Here is a 20,565-nt window from a genome sequence, read left to right on the forward strand (position 1 = left end):
ATTCCCCTCCCGCTAGCGGGCTCGGCGTCGACGGTAGGCGAGGCGGCGAAGCAGGATCTCCGCCGGTCCGCGGTGGCCCGCACGCCGCATGAGGTCGGCGAGGAGAAGCGAGATCAACCAGGTCACGATGGCCACGCCTGTGGCGCCCGCCAGCCCGAGATCGTCCTGCAACCCCAATCCGTACGGATAGAACACCACGACGAACGCCAGGGACTGGAAGAGGTACAGACTCATGGACCGCTGGCCGAGCGCCTGAATGGCGATCGTGAGGCCATGACGTGCCCGGCCTGCTTTCAGCGCGATCAGTCCGATGATTCCCGCCATGCCGATCCCGCCGAAATACCCGGTGAGCGGTTGTGCGATCGCCGCCGCCAGAAGCGCGATATCCGATGGCGCCGCCCACACCCCTGACTGGATGAGAGCCGCGGGTACGGCACCCGCGAGAGACAGGATCGTGGTGGTCACCGAGGCGCGCACCAGGAAGTTCCGATGATCGGCGGGCTCGTCGAGAACGCGACGCCGGGCCACCCATATGCCGAGCAGGACGCCGGGAATGACCACCAGGACGCCGAAGGGCACGGTGAGCGGCCAACCCTCCAGCCGGCCGACGAACAAGTCCCAAGGGCTCGTCGTGCCGGCGGCGATGCTCCCCGCCGTGTAGGTGGAGATGTCCTGCGTCATCGGATACCACATGGCGAGCCCCATCAGGATGGTGGCCGGCACCAGGGTCAGGCCCGCCATCCAGAGGAGGGCCGCGTCCCCTTGCTTCAGCGTCCCGGCGACCAGGACGGCGGCCAATCCGTAAACCGCGAGAATGTCGATGGGGACCAGCAGCGCCATGTGTGCGAATCCGATCACCACCAGCCACCATCCCCGGCGGCGCAGCAGCCTGCGCGTCGTCACCCAGTCATCGCCACGCTGTTGCTGCCGATTCATCAGTTGCACCAGCGCGTAGCCGAAGAGGAAGGCGAACATCGGCCGCGCGTGATTGTTGACGAAGAGGAGAAGGAAGATCTCGGAGATTTCGTTGGCCACCGCCCCGCCCCGGTCGACGGCTGTCACGAACAGCGGCGCGTGCGCGAAGGCGATCGCCAGGAGCATGATGCCCCGGGCCAGATCGGGGGCCAGAGCCCGAGTGGCGGTGCCGGACGGCACGTGTGGGGCAGCCGGCGTCCCAGCCGATGTGTTCAACACTCATCTCCTCCGGGGTCTGTCGTGAGTTCGCGATTCCCGACGTTAAAGGCCCGGCTCCTGGAGGCGGAATGAACGTGAACACACGCTGGGGGTGGAGGTAACTGCACATCTGCCCGGGTGTCGCCGACATCCGGCACGCTGCCTTCGGCGGGGCCGGCCTCCCGCCGGACTTGTCATCCGGCGCGGTCCAGGCGGGCGGCGGCGTCGTAGGACTCGCGGGCGTCGAGCAGCTCGTCCCAGTGTTCCTGCGCCCAGGCGACGGCGACGGCCAGCGGTTCGAGCAGGGTGCGGCCCAGCGGAGTCAGCGCGTACTCGACGTGCGGCGGCGTCTCGGCGTAGACGGTGCGCCTGACGAGGCCGTCCCGTTCGAGTGAGCGCAGCGACTGGGTGAGGACCTTGGGAGTGACGCGGCTCAGCGGCACGCGCAGCTCGGAGAACCGGCGTGGCCCGTGCTCGAGGCAGCGGATGATGAGCGCCGCCCACTTGTCGCCGAATCGGATGGGATTGAGCGAGGACGGGCACAGCTCGTCGAACATGTCGGCGGGCAGCGCTTCCCTCATGATCTCACGATAGCCGGTATCCCCCCGGTAACCGCGGCCCCGGCTAGCGTCGGCGAACCGGCCGGGCGCACGGGGCCCCGGCCCTGGCGAGAGGCGGTTCGTCATGAATATCGTGATCTTCGGCGCGGGTGGCAGGGCCGGGCGTCAGGCCGTCGCCGAGGCGCGCCGGCGCGGCCATCGGGTCACCGCGGCGGTACGCGACCCCGCGGCCCACGGCGACCTCACCGACGTGCGGGTGGTGGCGGGCGACGTCACGGACGCGGCGAGCGTCGAGCATGCGGCCGCCGGGCAGGACGCCGCCATCAGCGCGGCCGCGGACCTGTCCCTGTCCGTGCCCCCGCACGACTTCTTCACCGCCTCATCCCGAGCGCTGGCCACCGGCCTGGCGAAGGCCGGCGTGCGTCGCCTGGTGGTGGTCGGCGCCGCGTCGGTCATGCCCGGTGCGTCCGGCGTTCTCTTGATGGACGAGCCCGGCTACCCGCGGGAACACCGCTTCTTCTCCCTCGGCCACGCGGCCGGCCTCGACGAGCTCCGAGCCTGCGACCTGGACTGGGCGTACGTGGCGCCCGCGGGCGACTTCGACCATGGCGGCACGCGCAGCGGCCGGTACCGGGTCGCCGAGCATGGCGACCCGGCCAGCCGGATCTCCTCCGCGGACTTCGCGATCGCGCTGATCGACGAGATCGAGGCGCCCCGCCACCACCGCGCCGCCGTCAGCGTCCGAGAAGCGTGAGGCCCGGAGTACAGCGTTTCCGCCTGCCCTCTGTATGGAGTTCACCTCTCTGAAACCTAAGGTGGGGCCGCATTAGGTAGAGTCCCGCCATCCTCGACAACGTTGACCCGTTCATTGGCACAGCGGCGACCGACCTGCCTCGAGCACGCGGTCTGGCCGCCACTTGGTGGTGGCCGAAACCGCAGGTGGGCAACACCCATCCGGGTGCCACGTCGCCGCTGGGCATGGTGTCGGCATGCGCCTACTCCGGCGCGTACCCCACCGGGTACGGGCGGTACGCGAAGAACACCGAGGGCGTGCCCGAAGAGATGTTCGAGCGGCTCCAGGCGTCCGGTTTCACCCATTTCCAGCAGTCCGGCACCGGCGCGATCCGCAAGTACTACAACTACGTCCGGGTCACCCCGATGGTCCAGCCGCTCGACGCGCTGGGGGAGTCATGGCCGCTGCACGACGAGGTGGCGGAGCCGGGCTACTACGCGGCCACCCTCGACACGGGGATCCGCTGCGAGCTCACCGTCGGCACCAAGGTCGCCGTGCATCGGTACACCTTCCCCGAGCACAGCAGCGCCCGGGTGGTGATCGACCTGTCCTGCGGCGGCCTGGACATCGAGCTCGGCCGCACCGTGCCGTTGCGGGCACAGGTGGAGAGCATGGGCCACGGCCGGGCCCAGGGCACGGTGGTGATGGAGGGCGTCCCGCTGTCGGTCCACATCGACGTCGACAGCCCGGGCTGGCGGCAGATGCTCTGGTACGACCGGCGGCTCATCGACGGCGGCACCCGCCTGGACTTCGACAGCATCCGGCACACCACGCTGCGGCCGTTCGGCATGCTCTTCATGGGCCCGGCCGCACCGGGGCAGACCGTCGAGGTGCGGCTCGGGTTCTCGCTGCGCGGGTGCGACCAGGCGCGGCACAACCTGGAGCGCGAGTGCGGGCAGGTGCAGCCGGCATTCGACGCCGTACGCTCCAGGACCCGCAGCCGCTGGGGCCGGCACTTCGACCGGGTCCAGGTCGAGGGCGGCACGCCGGCCCGCCGCACCGTGTTCGCGACCGCGCTCTACCATGCGCTGATCAAGCCGTGCTTCGCCGACGACGAGAGCCCGTTCTGGCCGACCTCCGGGCCGTACGCGTTCGACGTCTGCACCATGTGGGACATCTACAAGACACAGCTGCCGCTGCTCGCGGCCATCGCCCCGGACCGGTTCGGTGACCTGCTGGAGTCGCTGATCCGGGTCTGCGAGGAGGAGGGCAACTTCCCCATCGGATACCGGATGGCGCGCGGCGCCGACCGGTTCTTCCGCCAGGCCAGCGCGCTCGTGCACACCGCGCTCGCGGACGCCCACGCTCTCGGCCGGGTGGACCTGGACTGGAGCTGGGCGCTCGTGCACATGGTCGGTGACCTGCGCCGCCTGTACGGCGAGGACTTCTTCGAGCACGGCATGGTGCACCCGATCACCCATACCCTCGACCTCGCCTACGGCCACCACTGCACGGCCCAGGTCGCCCGGGCGCTGAACGACCGCCACCTGGCCGACGATCTCGAGGACCGCAGCCGCCAGTGGTCCAACGCCTTCGACCCGAGCACGGGGCTGCTGCGCGACTCGGAGTTCTACGAGGGCGGCAAGTGGAACTACTCGTTCCGGTTGCTGCACGACATGGCCGCGAGGATCGCCCTGGCCGGCGGCGACGACGCCTTCGTCGACAAGCTGGACAGGTTCTTCGGCTTCGGCGCCCCGCCGGTGACGCAGCCCGGCCGGCGCCCGAAGGCGGCGGAGATGGCGGCCGGGTACGCACTCAACCGGTTCGAGGGGTTGAACAACGAACCCGACATGGAGGCGCCGTGGGCGTACCACTACGCGGGCCGGCCCGACCGCACGGCCGAGGTGGTGCACGCGGCGCTGACCTGGCAGTTCGGCACCGGCCCCGGCGGCCTGCCCGGTAACGACGACTCCGGCGGCCTGAGCTCCTGGTACGTCTGGGCGTCGCTGGGGCTGTTCCCGGTCGCCGGGCAGAACCTGTTCCTCGTCAACGCGCCCGCCTTCGCGCGCTCGGTGCTCCGGGTCGGCGGCAACGAATTCGTCATCGAGACCAGCGGTCACCGCGAGACCCCCATCGGCGTCGACGGCATCGATCGTGACCCACCGGCGCAGTACGTCCAGTCGGCTACCCTCAACGGCGAACCCCTGCACGCGACGCACCTGAGCGCGGCCACGGTGCACCGCGGCGGCCTGCTCCACCTGCGGTTGGGGCCGGAGCCGTCGGCCTGGGGCCGGGGCGTCCGCCCGCCGTCCCTTTCAGTTCCACCTTCGACACCGGAGGAAGCACGATGACCCACCCCCGTCGCCGTCTCGTCATCGTGGTCAGGGCCGACCCGGTCATCTGCGGCCACTCCGGCGAAGCGCGCAACCTCGCCGAGGTGGCGCTGACCCGCGGGTTCGATGACGTACGGCTGCTGACCTGGCCGATTCCGACGCTCAAGGCGGCGGGGCTGCCGCTCAAGCCGCTGGACCGGCTGCTGCCGTACAGCGCCGGGATCACGGTGGAGCGGCCGGAGGCGGTCGGGGACTACCGGGTGCCGGACGGGCGCCACCAGGCCGGCCTCACCGGCCGCCTCGTCGAGCTGCTCGCCGAACCGGTGCCCACGACCTGCCTGTCCATGTATCTGGCTCCGCACACCGCAGTGGTCGTGGACGCCGTCGCGGCCGCGCGTGCGGCGGGGTTCGCGCCCGACGTCCACACCGTCGCGAAAGCGGTCGGCTCCGACGTGACCAACGTGATCCGGTCGTGCCTCAGGGACGGCCGGTTCGGCGCGGCGACCGTGCTGTTCACCACGTTCCTGGCCAACGACGAGGTCGTGGCGGTCTCCGAGTACACCCGAGAGGAGATCGTCGCCTCGGCCGAGCTGGTGGACGCTCAGTGCGGCACCACGTTCGCCGACCAATGCCGGCGCCGCGTGACCGTCAGCTACCCGCCGATCGACTCCGCCGCCTTCCTCGACCTGGACCCTGCGGACGTGGACGCCGCGCTCGCGCGACGCGGTCTGGAGCGTGACGGGTACATCCTGTTCCTGTCCCGGGTGACCCGGGCCAAGGGGATCGACGACCTGCTGGCCGCCTTCGGCCGGATGCGCTGCCGGTCGCGCGTGAAGCTGGTGGTCGCCGGCACCGGGCCCATGCTGGAGCAGGTGCGGGCGAAGGCCCGGGACGACGACGGGGTGGTCTTCCTCACCGACGTGGACGACGAGGAGAAGCCGCTGCTGATGCGCGGCTGCGCGGCCTACGCCCTGCCCACCAAGCCCGAGCCCGACTTCGTCGAGACGTTCGGCATCGCCCTGGCCGAGAAGATGCTGGCCGGCGGCGGACCGATCGTCACCACCGCGACGGGCGGCACCCTCGAGGCGGTCGGCGACACCGCCGTCATCGTCGAGCCCGGGGACATCCCGGGTCTGGCCGCCGCCGTGGACCGGGTGGTCCTGGACATGTCCGCCACCGAGCGGCACGACCTGGAGCTACGCGCCCGCACCCGCGCGATGTCCTTCGACCGCGCCGTGGTGTTCGACGGCCTCTTCCCACGGGAGGCGCCTGCCGTCGAGGTCGCCTGACCTGCGGCATGGCCGGGCGGGCGCCGACGTCTTCGGCGTACCGGCCCGCACTCGATCGCCAGTTCCGGTCGCCCAGGTGGATCTGGGCGGTCTCGCCGTGCCAGGGCGCCGGCTGCCCCGAAACCGAGGGCGCTGACGACTGTCCCGCTGCGGCCGAGCACGCGTGCGTACATGATCCCCTCCGGTCAAGGAGTCCACAGGGCATCAAGCGCGGGCACGAGATCACGGCCTTCGCGCGCCGCCCGGAGCTGCTCCCCGACCGCGCAGCGCTCGCCGGCGTCCATCAGGGCGACGCGCACGACTTGGAGGCGGTGCGCAAGGCCGTGCACGGCCAGGACGCGGTGATCGCCGCCGTCGGCGGCAGCCGCATCGCGAGCAACCTCATCGTGGCCATGCGGGAGAGCGGCGTGTCGCGGCTGGTGATGACCGGCAGCCGTTCGGTGCCCGCCACCCGCCCCCGTCTCGCGGTCACCCTGGCCTGGCTGTTCTTCCGCGAGGCGTACGTGGACCTCGCGCGGGCCGAGGGCATGCTGCAGGTCAGCGGCCTCGACTGGAGCATCGCACGCGCCACCATGCTCAACGACAAGCCGCCGGCCGGGGGGTGCACATCGACTTCGAGGCCGACGCGACCGGCGGGGCGATGCGACTCTCCCGCGCCGACTACGCGATGGCGCTGCTCGACACGGTCGAGGACCCTGGGCTCATCGGCAAGGCTCTGGGAATCTGCGGCCCCAAGTAGACGGCCGCGGTGGACAGCCCGCCATGAAAGATCCCATGCGACAAAAGGGGATAGAGCAGCGATGGGCTACGACCTGATCGTCGACGCCGGCGACCTCACCGAAACCCCGTACGACGGGGGATACACCAGTGAGCCGGATGCCGCGCGGGCCGGATGGGACCCGAGGACGACCCGTCCGCCGTGACCGACACCCGAGGCGCCGTGCGCGGGGGGTCGACGGGCTGCACGTGGTGGACGCCTCGGCCATGCCGGGCATCCCGCGGGCGAACACCAACCTGCCGACGCTGATGCCCGCCGAACGGTTCGCCGCCGCGCTGTCCTCTAGCCGAGCGCGTGGTCGAGGTGGAAGGCGGCGCTGATGAGCGCGAGGTGGGTGAAGGCCTGCGGGAAGTTGCCGAGCTGCTCTCCGGTGTGCCCGATCTCTTCGGCGTACAGCCCGAGGTGGTTGGCGTAGGTCAGCATCTTCTCGAAGGCCAGCCGGGCCTCGTCGAGGCGGCCGGCGCGGGAGAGGGCCTCGACGTACCAGAACGAGCAGATCGAGAACGTGCCTTCCGGGCCCTGCAGCCCGTCCGGGCTCACCTCGGGGTCGTAGCGGTAGACCAGCGAGTCGGACACCAGACCGCGGCCGAGCGCGTCCAAGGTGGACAGCCACTTGGGGTCGGTGGGTGAGACGAACTTGGCCAGCGGCATCATCAGGATGGACGCGTCGAGGACCTCCTCGTCGAAATGCTGGACGAACGCCTGCAGCGTGTCCGACCAGCCGTGTCGCATGATGTCGCGGTAGATCGTGTCGCGGGTCTCCCGCCAGCGCGGTATGTCGGCGGGCAGGCCACGCTGTGCGGCCATGCGCATGGCACGCTCGATGGCCACCCAGCACATCAGACGCGAGTAGACGAAGTTCTTGCGTCCGCCGCGGGTCTCCCAGATCCCCTCGTCGGGCTGGTCCCAGTTGCCGCAGACCCAGTCGACCAGCGTGCACACCTCTTCCCAGCGGTCGCTGGAGATCGGGGTGCCCCATTTGTTGTAGAGGTAGATGGAGTCGACGAGCGCTCCATAGATGTCCAGCTGGAGCTGGTCGACGGCGGCGTTGCCCACGCGCGCGGGGGCGGATCCCCGGTAGCCCTCCAGGTGGGTCAGCTCGTACTCGGGGAGGTCGCTGCGGCCGTCGATGCCGTACATGATCTGCAGCGGGCCGGCGCCGTGGTTGCTGTCGCGCCCGACGTTCCTGGACAGGAAACCCATGAACGCCTCGGCCTCCTCGGTGAAGCCGAGCCTGAGCAGGGCGTACACGCAGAAGGCGGCGTCGCGCACCCACACGTAGCGGTAGTCCCAGTTGCGGCCGCCGCCGATCTGCTCGGGCAGGCTCGTGGTGGCGGCCGCGACGATGCCGCCGGTCGGGGCGTAGGTGAGCAGCTTCAGCGTGAGGGCGGAGCGGTGGACGACCTCCCGCCACCGGCCCCGGTAGCGGGAGTGTGACAGCCAGTTCCGCCAGTACCCCACAGTGGCGGCGAACTCGTCCTCCGCCTCCTCGATCGGGCAGCCCCGGGGCGTGATGTCCCCGCCGACGCGGTCGAGGGCGAACACCGCGTACTCTCCTTCCCGCAGCTCGAACCGGCTCCAGGCGTCGCGCCCGTCGGTCTCCACGGGCACGCTGGCGGAGAGGGCGAGGCAGAGCGACTCCGATTCGAAGGTCGTCCGCGACCCGTCCTGCCGGACCTTGTGAGGTTGCCTGGCGTAGTCGAAGCGGGGCGCCACCCGGGCGTGGAACGGCAGGGCGCCGCGGACGCAGGTGACCCGGCGGATCAGCCGGTGCCGGTCGGCCTCGAGCCGGTCGGCGGCGATCGGCATGAAGTCCTGGATCTCGCCGACCCCGTCGTCGGCGTAGAACCGGGTGATCAGGACGTTGGTGTCGGGGAAATAGAACTGCTTGGTCGTGGCCGGCGTGTCGGCGGACAGCTGGAACGAGCCGCCCTTGTCGGCGTCCAGGATCGAGCCGAACACGCTGGGCGAATCGAATCTCGGGCAGCAGTACCAGTCGATCGTGCCGTTGGTGCCCACCAGCGCGACGGTGCGCAGGTCGCCGATCAGCCCGTGTTCCCCGATCGGCAGGTATCGGGAGTCGTCGTGAGATGTGGTCGTCGCCGCGGCGTTGTCTGCCTGCATGCTCTCAAAATAGACAGAGCGCTTGTTTGCCGGGCGCCGTTGTTCGTTCAAAGGGTCGCAGATCTTCCCGGCATGGCGCCGCCATCGTTCTGGTACGGTTCTCCATGCCGATCCGCAGCCTGGTTCGCCAGGTGCAAGATCTCCGCTGACGCGTTGAAAGGTCTTGCCATGGACAGGTTCGAGCGGAATACGAAAGCGCCGGAATCCAGGGGTGTCTGCCTGCTGACCGTCGTCAGCCCGTGCAAGGACGAAGGCAACAGCCCGACCGGGATCGTCGGCCGGTGCCTGGCCCGGCAGTTGCTCGCCATGGGCCGGCGGGTTCGGGTGATCGCCGAGCCGGACCAGCGCGGCGGCTGGCCGGACGCGGTCGAAGTCGTCGAGGGCTCCATCACCCGGCCGCTGGAGTGCGCCGGAGCCTTCGAAGGAGTGGAGGCCGTGTTCCTCGCCGGCGCCCATCCGTCGACGGTCCACGACGCCCTGACGCAGGCGCGGGACGCCGCCGCCAGGAAGATCGTCGTGTTGTCGTCCCACGGGCCGGAGTACGAGGTGGCGAATCCGCCGGAGACCTGGTTCTGGCTGGCGATCGAGAAGGCGGTGGAGCGCTCGGGCCTCGCCTGGACGCACATCCGGCCGTCAGCGGTGATGGGTGCCGTCATCGAGGGCACCTACCCGGCGACGGGATCGGACTGGCCCGACACCGTCCGCGCCGGCGGGGAGGTCCGGGAGGCCTTCCTCGGCCAGGGCCACTACCCCTTCATCCACGAGGACGACCTCGCCGCCGTCGCGGCCGCGGCCCTGGTCGGCGATGCATACGACGGGATGGTCCTCGAGGCGGTGGGCCTGCCGCTGAGCACTCGCTCACGGGTGCGGAGCATCGCCGCCGCTCTCGGCCGCGCCATCGACACGGTCGAGCTGACGCCGCAGGAGAGCCGGGCGATCTGGCGACGTCGTGGCTGGCCCGACGGGGCGATCGAGGTGACACTGTACGCCCTCGAAGAGTATGGCGCCCGACGCGCCGAACTCGTGCAGTGGACCCTCGACCAGCGGCCGTCCGTGCAGGAGATCATCGGCCGTCCCCTGCGCACCTACGACGATTGGGTGAGGGAGCACATCGACATGTTCCGCTGACCTCGGCGAGCGCCGGGCCGTGGCCATGTCGTGCGCGCCGGACGCCCGGCGTGCCCCAGCCGGTCCAGCAGCTCCACGGTCCGCACGCGCACGATGGCAGCGCGGGACTGGCCACCGGAGCAGGCGGCCCAGCGGTCTGCGCACCGGCCCGGTCCTGGCGACCGCGCTGTCATCGGGCGCGGTCTGCCCGCGTAACGCCCGGTCGACCTGCCCGCGTAACGCCCGGTCGACGCCGAACCGCTTGCAGGGCCTGGGCCGCCACGGTGGGCGCCCGTCTGCGCCTCTGCACGGCCGCGGCCGCCCGCTCGGGGATCGGCTCGCCGGTGACCTGCGCCCGCTGGAGGTGGCCGGTGAGGAGGTTCGCGGCGGCGACGGCGTCCTGGACGGCGGGGTTGATGCCCACGCCCGCAGATGGGCGACATGGCGTGCGCGGCGTCGCCGATCAGCAGACGACGGCTTCGACGACCGGCTCCGGGCTTGCTCGCCGCCCGGCAGCCCGGTCTCGCCGCCGCGGGCGTCATCCGCCGGCGCGTGAGTCCGTCACCGTGAAGATCGTTCGATCGCGAGCGCGGCGGCCAGGGCGACGTGGTCCTCCCATGGGCGGGCGATGATCTGCACGGCGCCCGGCCAGCCGTCTGCCGACCCCGACGGCGTGACGACGACGGGCGCGCCGGTCAGGCTCCACGGCAGTGTCCAGACATAGTCGGATTCGGCAGATTCTCTCCACGGCGGCGGCCCCGCCGCGGCCACCCCGCCGACGCTCTCCCGGAGCTCGGCCAATCGGTCCAGCACGTCGCGCACGGTCTCGGTGACCGTCGTCTCGCCCGATTCGTAGCGGCGTACGAGGCCCGAGGGCGCTCGGGATCATTCCCGCATCCTAAGTCGCGGCGGGTGCTCAGCCGAGACCGCGGGCGGAGCCGATGACCGGACGATCTCGAAGTTGACCAGTCTCGCCGGCCATCCGGCGACGATGAGTCGTCCATGAGCGGGAAGCAGCGTCGGCGTCCAAATGTACGTGACGCCGGCTGGGCGCAGGCGGCCGCGCTCGCCCGCGAACCGGCAGACGGGCGGGCGCCATGCGGGAACGTTTGATCGTGTAGCGCGGCCGGAGACTAACCGCCCGATGGGCGGGCCGGGGCGGGGCCGACCGACTGGCCGGGGATCAGGGTGCACGGGATGAGGAGGTGCGGCGGTGTGTCCTGGATCCCTTCGAGCTGGTCGATCAGGGCGTCGGCGGCGAGGCGGCCGAGCTCGGCGGCCGGTGCCGCCATGACGGTCAGCGACGGCTCGATCATCTCGCCGAGCTCCCGCGTGGTCGAGGCCGAGATGATGGACAGGTCGTCCGGCACGCTGCGGCCGAGTGCGCGTGCGCCCTTGACGAGCCCCGCCGAGGCCCCTTCGTTCACGAGGATTACGGCCGTCGCGTCGGGGAAGTGCTCATGCAGCGTGCGCGCGGCCTCCCGCCCGCCGGCCGAGGTGCCCTCCACGGTGATGACAGCGGGCGGGCGGTCGAGCGCCGCCATCGCGTCGAGGTAGGCGGCCTCCGCGCGCAAGATCCGGCCGGGCTCGTTGTCCGGCGCCGCCTTCGTGCGCTGGGTGACGAGCGCGATGCGCTGGTGGCCGTACGAGCGGAGATGGTCGACCGCCTGGTTGATCGTGGCGGTGAAGTCGATGTCGACGAACGGCAGGTCGTCGTTCTCGGTCCGGCCGATGAGCGCGAACGGGACCCGCGAGGCGATGAGCCGGTCGACGCGCGAGTCGTGGATCTGGACCTCCATGAGCAGCGCCCCGTCGACCAGGCCGCCGGCGAGCAGGTGCGACATCTGCTCGTCGTCGTTCACGGGCCACAGCACGAGGTCGTAGCCGCGCTCGCGGGCGCCGTGGGCGGCGCTCATGACGAACTGGATCACCGTGGCGTTCGGCCGGGCCTCGAGGTCGGGGTGCAGCAGCGCGAGGATGCGTGTGCGGGAGCTGGCCAGGGCGCGGGCGACGACGTTCCGCCGGTAGTCCAGCTCGCTGATGGCCGCCTCGATGCGGGCGCGGGTCTCCGGCGCGACGGGCTTGGTGCCGTTGATGACGAAGGAGACCGTGGCGATGGAGACGTTCGCGCGCTCGGCGACGTCGCGCATCGTGACCATGGGTGCCGCCTCCCGATCGTGAGGGCGCGCGGAGTGCGGGGACTCGCGAAGCACTGTGACTATATCCCGGAAGCTCCCGCTGTAAAACGCTTAACTTGTTGTTGACATCACCGCACGAGGGGCGCAACATATCGACAAGCGCTTGTCGGTTAAGCGCTTTGACAGATCAGTGTCCATCGTCAGGAAACAATCGGCCCCCCTTCCGCGACCGCCGCGAAACCGCAGGTGACGGGCGAGGACGGCCGCGGCTCCTCATGATTCGTTCCCGCCGGACGACGCGCCCATGACGGTTCCCGCCGGACGAGGCGCGACCCGATGAAAATCCCCCGAATTCCGTGCGCCGCCTGAGGAGGCGGTCAGGCACGGGTACGCCGCCGGAAGCATTCCGCGGAAGGAGTGGCTCACTCATGGAGACAGCACGGAAGCGCCGCGGGAAGGCGCCCGAAGGGGCTGTCGCGGCAGGCGTGCGCGAGGAGCCTCGGCGCCGACATCGAGATCAAGCGCTCCATCGCGGCGGGCGCCGTCATGTGACAACCCTCAGCGAAAGGAAGCTCCTATGCCCATCCACGTCACGGTGTGGGGCGAGAACCGGCACGAGCAGGTCGAACCCCGCGTGGCCGAGATCTATCCGGACGGCATGCACAACGCCATCCGCCGCGGGATCGAGCACTGGCTGGGGGAGAAGGCGACCGTCGCCACCGCCACGCTCGACGAACCCGAGCACGGCCTGACCGAGGAGGTGCTCGCCGGCACCGACGCGCTCACCTGGTGGGGCCACGCCGCTCACGGAGAGGTTTCCGACGAGGTGGTCGACCGGGTGCACCGGCACGTCCTGTCGGGGATGGGCCTGGTGGTGCTGCACTCGGGCCACTGGTCGAAGATCTTCACCAGGCTCATGGGCACCACGTGCACGCTGCGCTGGCGCAGCGCCGACGACCGCGAGCTGGTCTGGACGGTGAACCCGGCCCACCCCATCGCCCGCGGCATCCCGCACCCCATCGAGATCCCCGCCCAGGAGATGTACGGCGAGCAGTTCGACATCCCCACGCCCGACGAGCTGATCTTCATCAGCTCGTTCACCGGCGGCGAGGTGTTCCGCAGCGGCTGCACCTTCCGGCGCGGCAACGGCAAGATCTTCTATTTCAGCCCCGGCGACCAGGACTATCCCGTCTACCACCATCCGGACGTCCTGCACGTCATCGCCAACGGGGTCGAGTGGGCGGCCGGCGACCGGTCGCGGCGCGAGCTGCCGACCCTGCTCCGCTACGAGATGGGCGACTTCTTCAACGGGCACGGCTATCGCGGCGCGATGCACAACAAGGAGACCGCCGAGTGAGCGCTTTCGCCCGCGTCGCCGATCCGGCGCGCCCGCTCCGCGTGGTGCAGGTCGGGGCGGGCTCGATGGGCCTGGCCTGGATGCGTACGCTGACCGCGTCCGAGGACGTCGAGCTCGTCGGGGTGGCCGACCTCGACGTCGATCGGGCGGAGGCGGCAGTGCGCGCCGTCGGCGCCGACGCCAAGGTCGACGTCTCGCTCAGCAGCCTGCTCCCGGTCACCGAGCCGGACGCCGTCGTGAACGTCACCGTCCCGGCGGCCCATGCCGCGGTGAACATCGAGGCGCTCTTCGCCGGGGTCCCGGTCCTGTGCGAGAAGCCGGCGGCGCCGACGCTGGCCGACGCGGTCGTCCAGGTCGCCGCCGCCGAGGCGACCGGCCGGCTGCTGATGATCAGCCAGTCGCGGCGCTACTACGCCGCCCTGGCGGAATACCGGCGCCGTATCGCCGAGGTCGGCACGCCGGGCCTGCTCACCACCGGGTTCTTCCGCGGCCCGCGCTTCGGCGGCTTCAGGGACGAGATGGAGCAGCCGCTGCTGGTGGACATGGCCATCCACGCCTTCGACGCGGCCCGCTACCTGCTCGACGCCGAGCCGGTCTCAGTTGTCTGCGAGAGCTGGAATCCCGCCTGGAGCTGGTATCGGGGTGACGCGGCGGCGACCGCGATGTTCACCTTCGACGGCGGCACCCGGTACGTGTTCACCGGCGCCTGGTGCGCGGACGGGCTGGAGACGTCGTGGAACGGCGAGTGGCGGGCCACCGGCTCCGCGGGCACCGCGACCTGGGACGGCGAGGGCCGCGTCACCTCCAGCGTCAGCGGCGCGGCGGACGTGCCGCCAGGCCCCGGCGAGCAGATCGCCGGGGCGCTGGCCGAGTTCGTCGCGGCACTGCGCACGGGGGTGGAGCCGTCAGGGGCGATCGCCGGCAACATCCGGAGCCTCGCCATGGTCGAGGCGGCGGTGCGTTCGGCCGAGTCGGGCACCCGGGTCCAGATCGGCGCGTTGCTGGAGCAGGCCCATCGTGACGCGCTGGCCCGTCCCGTACGCGACGAGATCCGCGCGCGGCTGGAGTCCTGGTGACCGGGGGCGACGGGCGGGGTCTCCAGCAGGAGGCCGGGACACCGGGGCCGCCGGTCAGAAGGGCCTTCACCGGGTCAGACGAGGCGGGTGACCTCGCCGGTGTCGATCGAGTAGTACGCGCCGATCACCTTGAGCTTGCCCTTGGCGATGCGGGGAGCGAAGAGCTTGTCCTTCTTGAGCCGGCTCACCACGTCGAGCGTGTTGATGCGGATCATCTTGTCGACGTCGCCGCCCGAGCGCTTGTACGCCGAGCGCAGCGAGTCGGCGATCGTGTTCAGCTCGCCGGGCAGTTTCTCGTGATCGTGCAGCGACTCCGCGGCGGCCGTGACGGCCCCGCAGCGCTGGTGACCGAGCACGACGACGAGCGGGGTGCCCAACTCGGCGGGGCCGTACTCGGCGGCGCCGGTGACCAGCGGGTCGATGGTCTGCCCGGCGGTCCGCACCACGAACAGGTCGCCGAGCCCGGTGTCGAAGACGAGTTCGGGCGCCACTCGCGAGTCGATGCACGAGAAGACGACCGCGAACGGGTCCTGCTTCTGCGCCACCTGCGTGCGCCGGGCGGCGTCCTGGTGCGGGTGGGTGGCGGTGCCGGCCACCCAGCGGCGGTTGCCCTCGCGCAGGGTCGCCCATGCCTGATCGGGAGTGGCGGGACGTGGGTCGGGAGCGCTCCCACCGCTGGGTTGAGCGGTCTGGGCGAATACGGCGCTGCCCGCGGCCGCCGTGCCAGTGAGGAGGCCCCCGACGACGAGGCCGGCGCGCAGGAGCCCTCGCCGGCCGATCATGTGATTTCGCATGGCGTGGAGTATGCGCCTCCGGAACGATCACGCGCTAGAAAATGTAACGCTCATCACATGTAACGCTGCACACAGTCATGTATGAACGCGATTCACCTCTTTCAGCCGATGGAGGGCAGGACAGCGTCCCTACGAGGCGGAGGTCTCCAGCAGGGCGGAGCTGAGCCCGCAGACGGCCGTGATCAGGTTTTCGCCCAGCCGGCGCCACGCCTGCTCGGCACCGGCCGTGTCGACCCGGCCGTCGACCCGGCCGTCGACCCGGCCGTCGACCCGGCCGTCGACCCGGCCGTCGACCCGGCCGTCGACCCGGCCGGCGGCCAGGTCGGCTTCCAGCTCGGCGCTCATGTGCACGATGAGGAGGCGGATCATGGTCGCGTGTCGGGCGGACAGCTCGCGGTCGTGGTCCCGCCCGCGCGAGGGGCGGAGCCGTTCCAGGCGGCGGAACGAGGGCGTGCCCCGATGCGCCTGGTCCGCGTACTCGCGGAGGGTGGGCTCCACGACGGCCTGGGCGAGGAAACGCCCGTACCAGGACGGCGTGCCCAGCTCGATGTGGTGCTCGATGCTCGGCGCGATGGCACAGGTGATCCAGTCCCGGAGCGACACCTCGCCCGACGCCTCCAGAGCGGCCACCATCGGGAGGCGGTGCTCGTCGATGGCGGCCGCGTGGCGGGCGAGGATCGCCTGGATCAGCTCGTCGCGGGTGCTGAAGTGGTATTGCACGGCGGACTTGTTGCGCTGGCCGGCCGCCTCGCGGATCATCCTGATCGACACGTTCGCGAAGCCGTGTTCGGCGTAGAGCCGCTCCGCGGTGTGCATGAGCTTGTCCCTGGCGCGCATCGACCGGGTGGACGGCGTGGCGACCGACGTACTGACTTTCATGACCGGTCCTTGATCGTGTCTTTCTGCACCGCCCCCGATTGATTATCGTCGCCGCCGTGAGCGCTCAGTAATTCACCAGGTGACCCATACGTCCTGGAGCCCGCCGGACATCCCTCCCGTACGCAGCCGCAGGTCAGCGGGGGAGTCCCGCAGCCGCAGGCCCGGCAGCCGCCGCGTCAGCGTGCCCAGCACGACCTGGAGTTCGAGCCTGGCCAGCGGCTGGCCGAGGCAGTAGTGCGGTCCGGCGCCGAAGGTGAGGTGCTGGTTGCTGTTCTCTCGTCGCGGGTCGAACCGGTCGGGGTCGGGGAACTTGGCGGGGTCGCGGTTGGCGGAGGGGATGGTCGGGATCAGCGTGGTGCCGGCGGGCACCGTAACCCCTCCGAGCTCGATGTCCTCGGTGATGAACCTGGGCACCCCGCCGATGGCCGACAGCGTGGTGTCCAGGCGCAGGACCTCCTCGACGGTGCCCGGGATCAGGTCGGGGTCGTCGATCACGGCCTCGAAGCGCTCCCGTTCGGAGAGCAGCATCGCCACCATGATCGCGATCATGTTCGAGGTCGTCTCGTGGCCGGCCAGCAGCAATCCGCGTACGGTGGCGATGAGCTCGTCCTGGCTGAGCCGGCCGTCCTCGGCGTCGGAGATCTGGGTCAGCTCGCTGAGCAGATCGTCTCCGGGGTCGGCGCGGTTGCGGTCGATCAGGTCCGACACGTACGCGTTGAACTCCCGGTAGGCCTGGTCGACCTCGTCCTGGGTGTTGCGCGTCAGCGTCAGCATGGTGCGGGACCAGTGCGCGAACTTGTCCTGGTCCTCGCTCGGCGCGCCGACCAGGGCGCAGATGACCCGTACGGGAAGCGGCAGGCCCAGTCCGGCCGACAGGTTGCCCGGGGAGCCCTTGGCCAGCATGGCGTCCAGGAGCTCGTCGGTCATGGCCTGGACCCTGGGCCGCCACACCTCCATCTTCCGCGCCGTGAACCAGCGGCTGAGCAGCCGCCGCCACCGCATGTGGCCCTGCCCCTCGTTGATGTCGTCGGTGCCCTCCTTGCGCCGGCTGAACAGGCCGCCGTCTTCGGTGGTGGACAGCCGGGCGGCGCCCTCCCTGGCGAGGTTGCGGCTGAACCGCGGGTCCGCCATCACCATCCGGGCGTCGTCGTACCTGGTCACCAGCGCGGCCACGTCGCCGCTCGGCAGTCGAACGTGCGCCACCGGGCACTGCGCTCGCAGCTCCGCCAGCTTGGGCGGCGGCTCCAGGGCGGTGGGGCGGTCGAAGGGGAAATCGGGGATCGCGTCAGCAGTCATACGTCCTCCAGTGCGTGGAGCCCGACCCTGCGAATATAAGTCGATCGCCTTATTAAGACAATTGCCTCGAATCGGCATGATCTGGGGAGGCTCATGCGGGTCAGCCCAGACCGGCCTGCCGGCTGAACGTGTCCCGCACCACGCCGTCGTGCTCTTCCAGGGCGGCCATGCCGTACCGCGGGCGGCCGGCCGGCTGGTAGACGCCCACCATGGCGCCGCTCGGGGTGCTCGTGCGCTCGACGAGCGTGAGCGCGGTCGGCACGACGCCTTCGGGGAACAGGCGCCGGCCGCCGCCCAGGATGACCGGGTAGATGTACAGGCGGTACTCGTCGACCAGGTCGTGGGCCATGAGCGTGCGGACGAGCTGTCCGCTGCCGTGAACCTGCAGCTCGTCGCCGGGCCGGCGCTTGAGCTCCGCGACCGCGTCGGCGACGTCGCCGCTGATCAGCGTGGAGTCGTCCCAGGCCAGGTGGTCGAGGGTCGTGGACACGACGTACTTGGGCCGGCTGTTCAGCCTCGCCGCGATCACGTCACGCTCGTCGGTGACCTTCGGCCAGTGCCCGGCGAAGATCTCGTACGTCCGGCGCCCGAGCAGGAAGGCGTCGGCCGCCTCGAACCAGCCGGCGGCCAGCCTGCCATGCGCCTCATCGATGTACGGTGCCTGCCAGCCGCCCTGCTCGAAGCCGCCGCCGCGGTCCTCGCCGGGCATGCCCGGGGCCTGCATGACGCCGTCGAGGGTCAGGTAAGCGGTCACGGTCAGTCGCATGACGTGTCCAATCTCCGATGGTCGGTGCCGTCACAGGGTCAAGACGGCGGGACGACGGAGAACTCATCGGAGGCTGCGCAGCGCGGCTCCTACGGTTTGCGTCCCACGCCGCAGACGGCGCTGATCACCGTGGATGGCTGCTGCCCCGCCCCCGGCGGCGGGCGCCAGAGCGGCGTGGAGACCACACCCGGTTCCACGAGCTCGAGCCCGTCGAAGTAATCGGCCACCTGCTCGGGGCTGCGCAGCGTGTAGGGGAAGGCGGCGCGCTCGTTGTAGAAGCTCACCGCCTCCACCAGTGCCGGGTTGGCGTTGACGCCGTCGGACAGCGCCAGATGGCTGCCGGACGGCAACGCCGCGACATACCGGCGGACGAGGTCGGCGGCGAGGCCGGAATCGGGCACCTGGCCGATGATGCTGAGCATCATCAGGCCGATGGGCCGGGAGAAATCCAGCGTTTTGGCGGCTCCGTCGAGGATGGCGCCGGGGTCCCGCACGTCGGCTTCGATGTAGTCGGTCATGCCCTCCGGCGTGCCCGTGAGCAGGGCGCGGGCGTGTACGAGGACCAGCGGGTCGTTGTCGACGTACACGATGCGGGAATCCGGGGCGATGCGCTGCGCCACCTCGTGGGTGTTGTCCGCGGTCGGCAGACCCGTGCCGATGTCGAGGAACTGCCTGATGCCCGCCTCGGCGACGAGGTACGTCACCACGCGCTTGAGGAACTCGCGCTGGAGCCTGGCCACCTGCGCGAAATCGGGGAACATGCGCAGAAGATTGTCCCCGGCTTCGCGATCTACGGCATAGTTGTCTTTCCCGCCGAGAAGATAGTTCCAAACTCGGGCGGAATGTGGCGTCGTAGGGTCGATCCTGGGATCCGCGTCCATTGCCACAACCTATACGATCTTCCGAAAAGCCTTGGGAGTCCGTGAATGGCCGACGAGCAGCGCTCGGATCTAGCCGCGCAGATCAATGCCCACGTGCCGCACGCGGCGCGCATCTGGAACTACTGGATGGGCGGCAAGGACAATTTCGAGGCCGACCGCGCCGCCGGCGACGCCGTCGCCGAGGTCTATCCCGACATCGTCACGATGGCCAAGCAGTCACGCCGCTTCCTCATCCGCGCCGTGCGCCACCTCGCCGCCGAGGCCGGCATCAGGCAGTTCCTCGACATCGGCACGGGGCTTCCCACGATGCAGAACACCCACGAGGTGGCGCAGAGCATCGCCCCGGATTCCCGCATCGTCTACGTCGACAACGACCCGCTGGTCTTGGTGCACGCCCGCGCCCTGCTGAAGAACACCACCGCCGGCGGCGTGACCACCTACGTGCACGCCGACTACCACGAGCCCGAGGTGATCGTCTCCGAGGCGCGCACCGTGCTCGACTTCACCCGGCCGATCGGCGTGATGTTCATGGGCGTGCTCGGCTACGTGGAGGACTTCGACGTGCTGCTCTCCATCGTCCGCCGGGTGATGGACGCCGTGCCCTCCGGCAGCTACCTGGTGCTCTGGGACGGCACCGACACCGGCGACGCCGTCAACGAGGGCAGCGCCAAGCTCGCCGAGAGCGGCGCCGTGCCGTACTACCTGCGCAGCCCCGCGCAGCTCGCCGAGTGCTTCGCCGGCCTGGAGCTGGTCGAGCCCGGTGTGGTGCCGATCGCGCTCTGGCGCCCCGGCACCGACGCGGACGAGGCGATCGACGCGTACGGCGCGGTGGCCCGCAAGCCCTGACCGGGCTCAGAGCGGCAGTTCCAGGCTGACGGTCGTTCCCTCGCCGGCCGCGGAGGCGAGGCCGTACCGGCCTCCCAGCGCGGCGGCGCGGGCGCGCAGCTCGCCGCGGTCGAGCACCTCCTGCGATCCGAGCCCCCGCCCGTCGTCGCACACGGTCAGCCTCAACGTGGCCCCGGCCGTCAGCGCCATCGACACGTACGTGGCCCGCTCGACGGCGGAGAACGCGTCGACGAGCACCGCGAACGCGAGACGGGCCGCCTCGTCGTGCACCGTGCGCTCCGGCAGCGCCCACACCTCGACCGGGATCTCCGTCTGCCGTTCCCAGCCGGCCACGAACGCCTCCACCGACTCCCGCAACGTACGGCCCGTGACCTGCGACGGGCGACTCGCCAATTCCGACACCGCGGTCATGACACCCCCTCTTTCCCCTGTGAG

Annotated in this window: 21 protein-coding genes and 1 pseudogene; 11 read left to right on the forward strand and 11 right to left on the reverse strand. The window is 70.6% G+C overall.

Translation table 11 applies throughout. The features are described from left to right. Nucleotides 1-12 precede the first annotated feature (12 nt). Nucleotides 13-1,194 (reverse strand): DUF418 domain-containing protein, encoded by a 1,182-nt coding sequence (locus ID574_RS28855; RefSeq protein ID WP_336245556.1) that lies wholly within the window; start codon nt 1,192-1,194, stop codon nt 13-15. Nucleotides 1,195-1,367: 173 nt separating this feature from the next. Beyond that, the gene (locus ID574_RS28860; RefSeq protein WP_188192110.1) at nt 1,368-1,754 is read right to left on the reverse strand and encodes a winged helix-turn-helix transcriptional regulator; all 387 of its coding nucleotides are present in this window, start codon (nt 1,752-1,754) and stop codon (nt 1,368-1,370) included. Between the two features lie 103 nt (nt 1,755-1,857). On the opposite strand from ID574_RS28860, the gene ID574_RS28865 reads away from it, so the two are divergent. The 7 genes and pseudogenes from ID574_RS28865 to ID574_RS62925 all read left to right on the forward strand — a co-directional run bounded on the left by ID574_RS28865 (nt 1,858) and on the right by ID574_RS62925 (nt 7,186). Beyond that, the gene (locus ID574_RS28865) at nt 1,858-2,487 is read left to right on the forward strand and encodes an NAD(P)-dependent oxidoreductase (protein WP_188192111.1); all 630 of its coding nucleotides are present in this window, start codon (nt 1,858-1,860) and stop codon (nt 2,485-2,487) included. A gap of 89 nt (nt 2,488-2,576) precedes the next feature. Next, on the forward strand, nt 2,577-4,817 hold the full coding sequence (locus ID574_RS28870) for a GH92 family glycosyl hydrolase (RefSeq protein ID WP_188192356.1): 2,241 nt from the start codon (nt 2,577-2,579) through the stop codon (nt 4,815-4,817). After that, nucleotides 4,814-6,088 (forward strand): glycosyltransferase, encoded by a 1,275-nt coding sequence (locus ID574_RS28875; RefSeq protein ID WP_188192112.1) that lies wholly within the window; start codon nt 4,814-4,816, stop codon nt 6,086-6,088. Before ID574_RS28870 ends, ID574_RS28875 begins: the two co-directional genes overlap by 4 nt. Nucleotides 6,089-6,096: 8 nt before the next feature. Continuing rightward, nucleotides 6,097-6,645, forward strand: a pseudogene (locus ID574_RS62920) (NAD(P)-dependent oxidoreductase); the annotation flags it as partial. A 44-nt stretch (nt 6,646-6,689) separates the two neighbouring features. Continuing rightward, a complete protein-coding gene (locus ID574_RS60230) occupies nt 6,690-6,827 on the forward strand; it encodes a hypothetical protein (RefSeq protein ID WP_223167219.1) in 138 nt (45 codons plus the stop codon). A gap of 61 nt (nt 6,828-6,888) precedes the next feature. Continuing rightward, nucleotides 6,889-7,011, forward strand: coding sequence for a hypothetical protein (locus tag ID574_RS61795; protein ID WP_262496060.1), 123 nt, complete (start codon nt 6,889-6,891; stop codon nt 7,009-7,011). After that, entirely contained in the window at nt 6,965-7,186 is a 222-nt protein-coding gene (locus ID574_RS62925) for a GMC oxidoreductase (protein WP_188192114.1), read from the forward strand. The genes ID574_RS61795 and ID574_RS62925 overlap by 47 nt, the downstream gene beginning before the upstream one ends. Here the strand turns inward: ID574_RS62925 and ID574_RS28890 are convergent. Further along, complete coding sequence (locus ID574_RS28890; protein WP_188192115.1) at nt 7,149-8,990, reverse strand: glycoside hydrolase family 15 protein; 1,842 nt, start codon at nt 8,988-8,990, stop codon at nt 7,149-7,151. The two genes, ID574_RS62925 and ID574_RS28890, sit on opposite strands and share 38 nt — an antisense overlap. Nucleotides 8,991-9,158: 168 nt before the next feature. Here ID574_RS28890 and ID574_RS28895 point away from each other — a divergent pair, with 168 nt between their 5' ends. After that, complete coding sequence (locus ID574_RS28895; protein WP_188192116.1) at nt 9,159-10,118, forward strand: NAD(P)H-binding protein; 960 nt, start codon at nt 9,159-9,161, stop codon at nt 10,116-10,118. Nucleotides 10,119-10,658: 540 nt separating this feature from the next. On the opposite strand, the gene ID574_RS28900 is transcribed toward ID574_RS28895, so the two are convergent. Further along, nucleotides 10,659-10,910 carry a hypothetical protein gene (locus ID574_RS28900; RefSeq protein WP_188192117.1) on the reverse strand — a complete coding sequence of 84 codons (252 nt, stop codon included), beginning with the start codon at nt 10,908-10,910 and terminating at the stop codon, nt 10,659-10,661. Between the two features lie 320 nt (nt 10,911-11,230). Next, nucleotides 11,231-12,256: a LacI family DNA-binding transcriptional regulator gene (locus tag ID574_RS28905; RefSeq protein ID WP_188192118.1), complete on the reverse strand. Its 1,026-nt coding sequence runs from the start codon at nt 12,254-12,256 to the stop codon at nt 11,231-11,233. Between the two features lie 556 nt (nt 12,257-12,812). On the opposite strand from ID574_RS28905, the gene ID574_RS28910 reads away from it, so the two are divergent. Both ID574_RS28910 and ID574_RS28915 read left to right on the forward strand, forming a co-directional pair. Next, nucleotides 12,813-13,592, forward strand: a complete 780-nt coding sequence (locus ID574_RS28910) for a ThuA domain-containing protein (protein ID WP_188192119.1) — start codon at nt 12,813-12,815, stop codon at nt 13,590-13,592. Beyond that, nucleotides 13,589-14,668, forward strand: a complete 1,080-nt coding sequence (locus ID574_RS28915; RefSeq protein WP_223167174.1) for a Gfo/Idh/MocA family protein — start codon at nt 13,589-13,591, stop codon at nt 14,666-14,668. Before ID574_RS28910 ends, ID574_RS28915 begins: the two co-directional genes overlap by 4 nt. A gap of 74 nt (nt 14,669-14,742) precedes the next feature. On the opposite strand, the gene ID574_RS28920 is transcribed toward ID574_RS28915, so the two are convergent. From ID574_RS28920 to ID574_RS28940, 5 genes are all read right to left on the reverse strand, one after another. Next, the gene (locus tag ID574_RS28920; RefSeq protein WP_223167175.1) at nt 14,743-15,462 is read right to left on the reverse strand and encodes a carbonic anhydrase; all 720 of its coding nucleotides are present in this window, start codon (nt 15,460-15,462) and stop codon (nt 14,743-14,745) included. 129 nt (nt 15,463-15,591) lie between these two features. Then, nucleotides 15,592-16,341, reverse strand: coding sequence for a TetR/AcrR family transcriptional regulator (locus tag ID574_RS28925; RefSeq protein WP_188192120.1), 750 nt, complete (start codon nt 16,339-16,341; stop codon nt 15,592-15,594). A gap of 72 nt (nt 16,342-16,413) precedes the next feature. Continuing rightward, nucleotides 16,414-17,637, reverse strand: coding sequence for a cytochrome P450 (locus ID574_RS28930; RefSeq protein WP_188192121.1), 1,224 nt, complete (start codon nt 17,635-17,637; stop codon nt 16,414-16,416). Nucleotides 17,638-17,737: 100 nt separating this feature from the next. Continuing rightward, nucleotides 17,738-18,403: a dihydrofolate reductase family protein gene (locus tag ID574_RS28935; protein ID WP_188192122.1), complete on the reverse strand. Its 666-nt coding sequence runs from the start codon at nt 18,401-18,403 to the stop codon at nt 17,738-17,740. 89 nt (nt 18,404-18,492) lie between these two features. Further along, nucleotides 18,493-19,284, reverse strand: a complete 792-nt coding sequence (locus ID574_RS28940) for an SAM-dependent methyltransferase (protein ID WP_188192123.1) — start codon at nt 19,282-19,284, stop codon at nt 18,493-18,495. Between the two features lie 45 nt (nt 19,285-19,329). Here ID574_RS28940 and ID574_RS28945 point away from each other — a divergent pair, with 45 nt between their 5' ends. After that, a complete protein-coding gene (locus ID574_RS28945; protein ID WP_188192124.1) occupies nt 19,330-20,130 on the forward strand; it encodes an SAM-dependent methyltransferase in 801 nt (266 codons plus the stop codon). 6 nt (nt 20,131-20,136) lie between these two features. Here ID574_RS28945 and ID574_RS28950 read toward each other — a convergent pair whose 3' ends face one another. After that, complete coding sequence (locus ID574_RS28950) at nt 20,137-20,541, reverse strand: sensor histidine kinase (protein WP_188192125.1); 405 nt, start codon at nt 20,539-20,541, stop codon at nt 20,137-20,139. Nucleotides 20,542-20,565 lie beyond the last annotated feature (24 nt).

The organism is Nonomuraea sp. SYSU D8015, assembly GCF_008065375.1.
GTDB lineage: Bacteria > Actinomycetota > Actinomycetes > Streptosporangiales > Streptosporangiaceae > Nonomuraea.

Bases quoted from the DNA above. Each gene is read 5' to 3' on its own strand.
- ID574_RS28860 (WP_188192110.1), bottom strand. From the start codon at position 1,754: ATGAGGGAAGCGCTGCCCGCCGACATGTTCGACGAGCTGTGCCCGTCC.
- ID574_RS28865 (WP_188192111.1), top strand. From the start codon at position 1,858: ATGAATATCGTGATCTTCGGCGCGGGTGGCAGGGCCGGGCGTCAGGCC.
- ID574_RS28875 (WP_188192112.1), top strand. From the start codon at position 4,814: ATGACCCACCCCCGTCGCCGTCTCGTCATCGTGGTCAGGGCCGACCCG.
- ID574_RS61795 (WP_262496060.1), top strand. From the start codon at position 6,889: ATGGGCTACGACCTGATCGTCGACGCCGGCGACCTCACCGAAACCCCG.
- ID574_RS62925 (WP_188192114.1), top strand. From the start codon at position 6,965: ATGCCGCGCGGGCCGGATGGGACCCGAGGACGACCCGTCCGCCGTGAC.
- ID574_RS28890 (WP_188192115.1), bottom strand. From the start codon at position 8,990: ATGCAGGCAGACAACGCCGCGGCGACGACCACATCTCACGACGACTCC.
- ID574_RS28895 (WP_188192116.1), top strand. From the start codon at position 9,159: ATGGACAGGTTCGAGCGGAATACGAAAGCGCCGGAATCCAGGGGTGTC.
- ID574_RS28905 (WP_188192118.1), bottom strand. From the start codon at position 12,256: ATGGTCACGATGCGCGACGTCGCCGAGCGCGCGAACGTCTCCATCGCC.
- ID574_RS28910 (WP_188192119.1), top strand. From the start codon at position 12,813: ATGCCCATCCACGTCACGGTGTGGGGCGAGAACCGGCACGAGCAGGTC.
- ID574_RS28920 (WP_223167175.1), bottom strand. From the start codon at position 15,462: ATGCGAAATCACATGATCGGCCGGCGAGGGCTCCTGCGCGCCGGCCTC.
- ID574_RS28925 (WP_188192120.1), bottom strand. From the start codon at position 16,341: ATGAAAGTCAGTACGTCGGTCGCCACGCCGTCCACCCGGTCGATGCGC.
- ID574_RS28930 (WP_188192121.1), bottom strand. From the start codon at position 17,637: ATGACTGCTGACGCGATCCCCGATTTCCCCTTCGACCGCCCCACCGCC.
- ID574_RS28935 (WP_188192122.1), bottom strand. From the start codon at position 18,403: ATGCGACTGACCGTGACCGCTTACCTGACCCTCGACGGCGTCATGCAG.
- ID574_RS28940 (WP_188192123.1), bottom strand. From the start codon at position 19,284: ATGGACGCGGATCCCAGGATCGACCCTACGACGCCACATTCCGCCCGA.
- ID574_RS28945 (WP_188192124.1), top strand. From the start codon at position 19,330: ATGGCCGACGAGCAGCGCTCGGATCTAGCCGCGCAGATCAATGCCCAC.
- ID574_RS28950 (WP_188192125.1), bottom strand. From the start codon at position 20,541: ATGACCGCGGTGTCGGAATTGGCGAGTCGCCCGTCGCAGGTCACGGGC.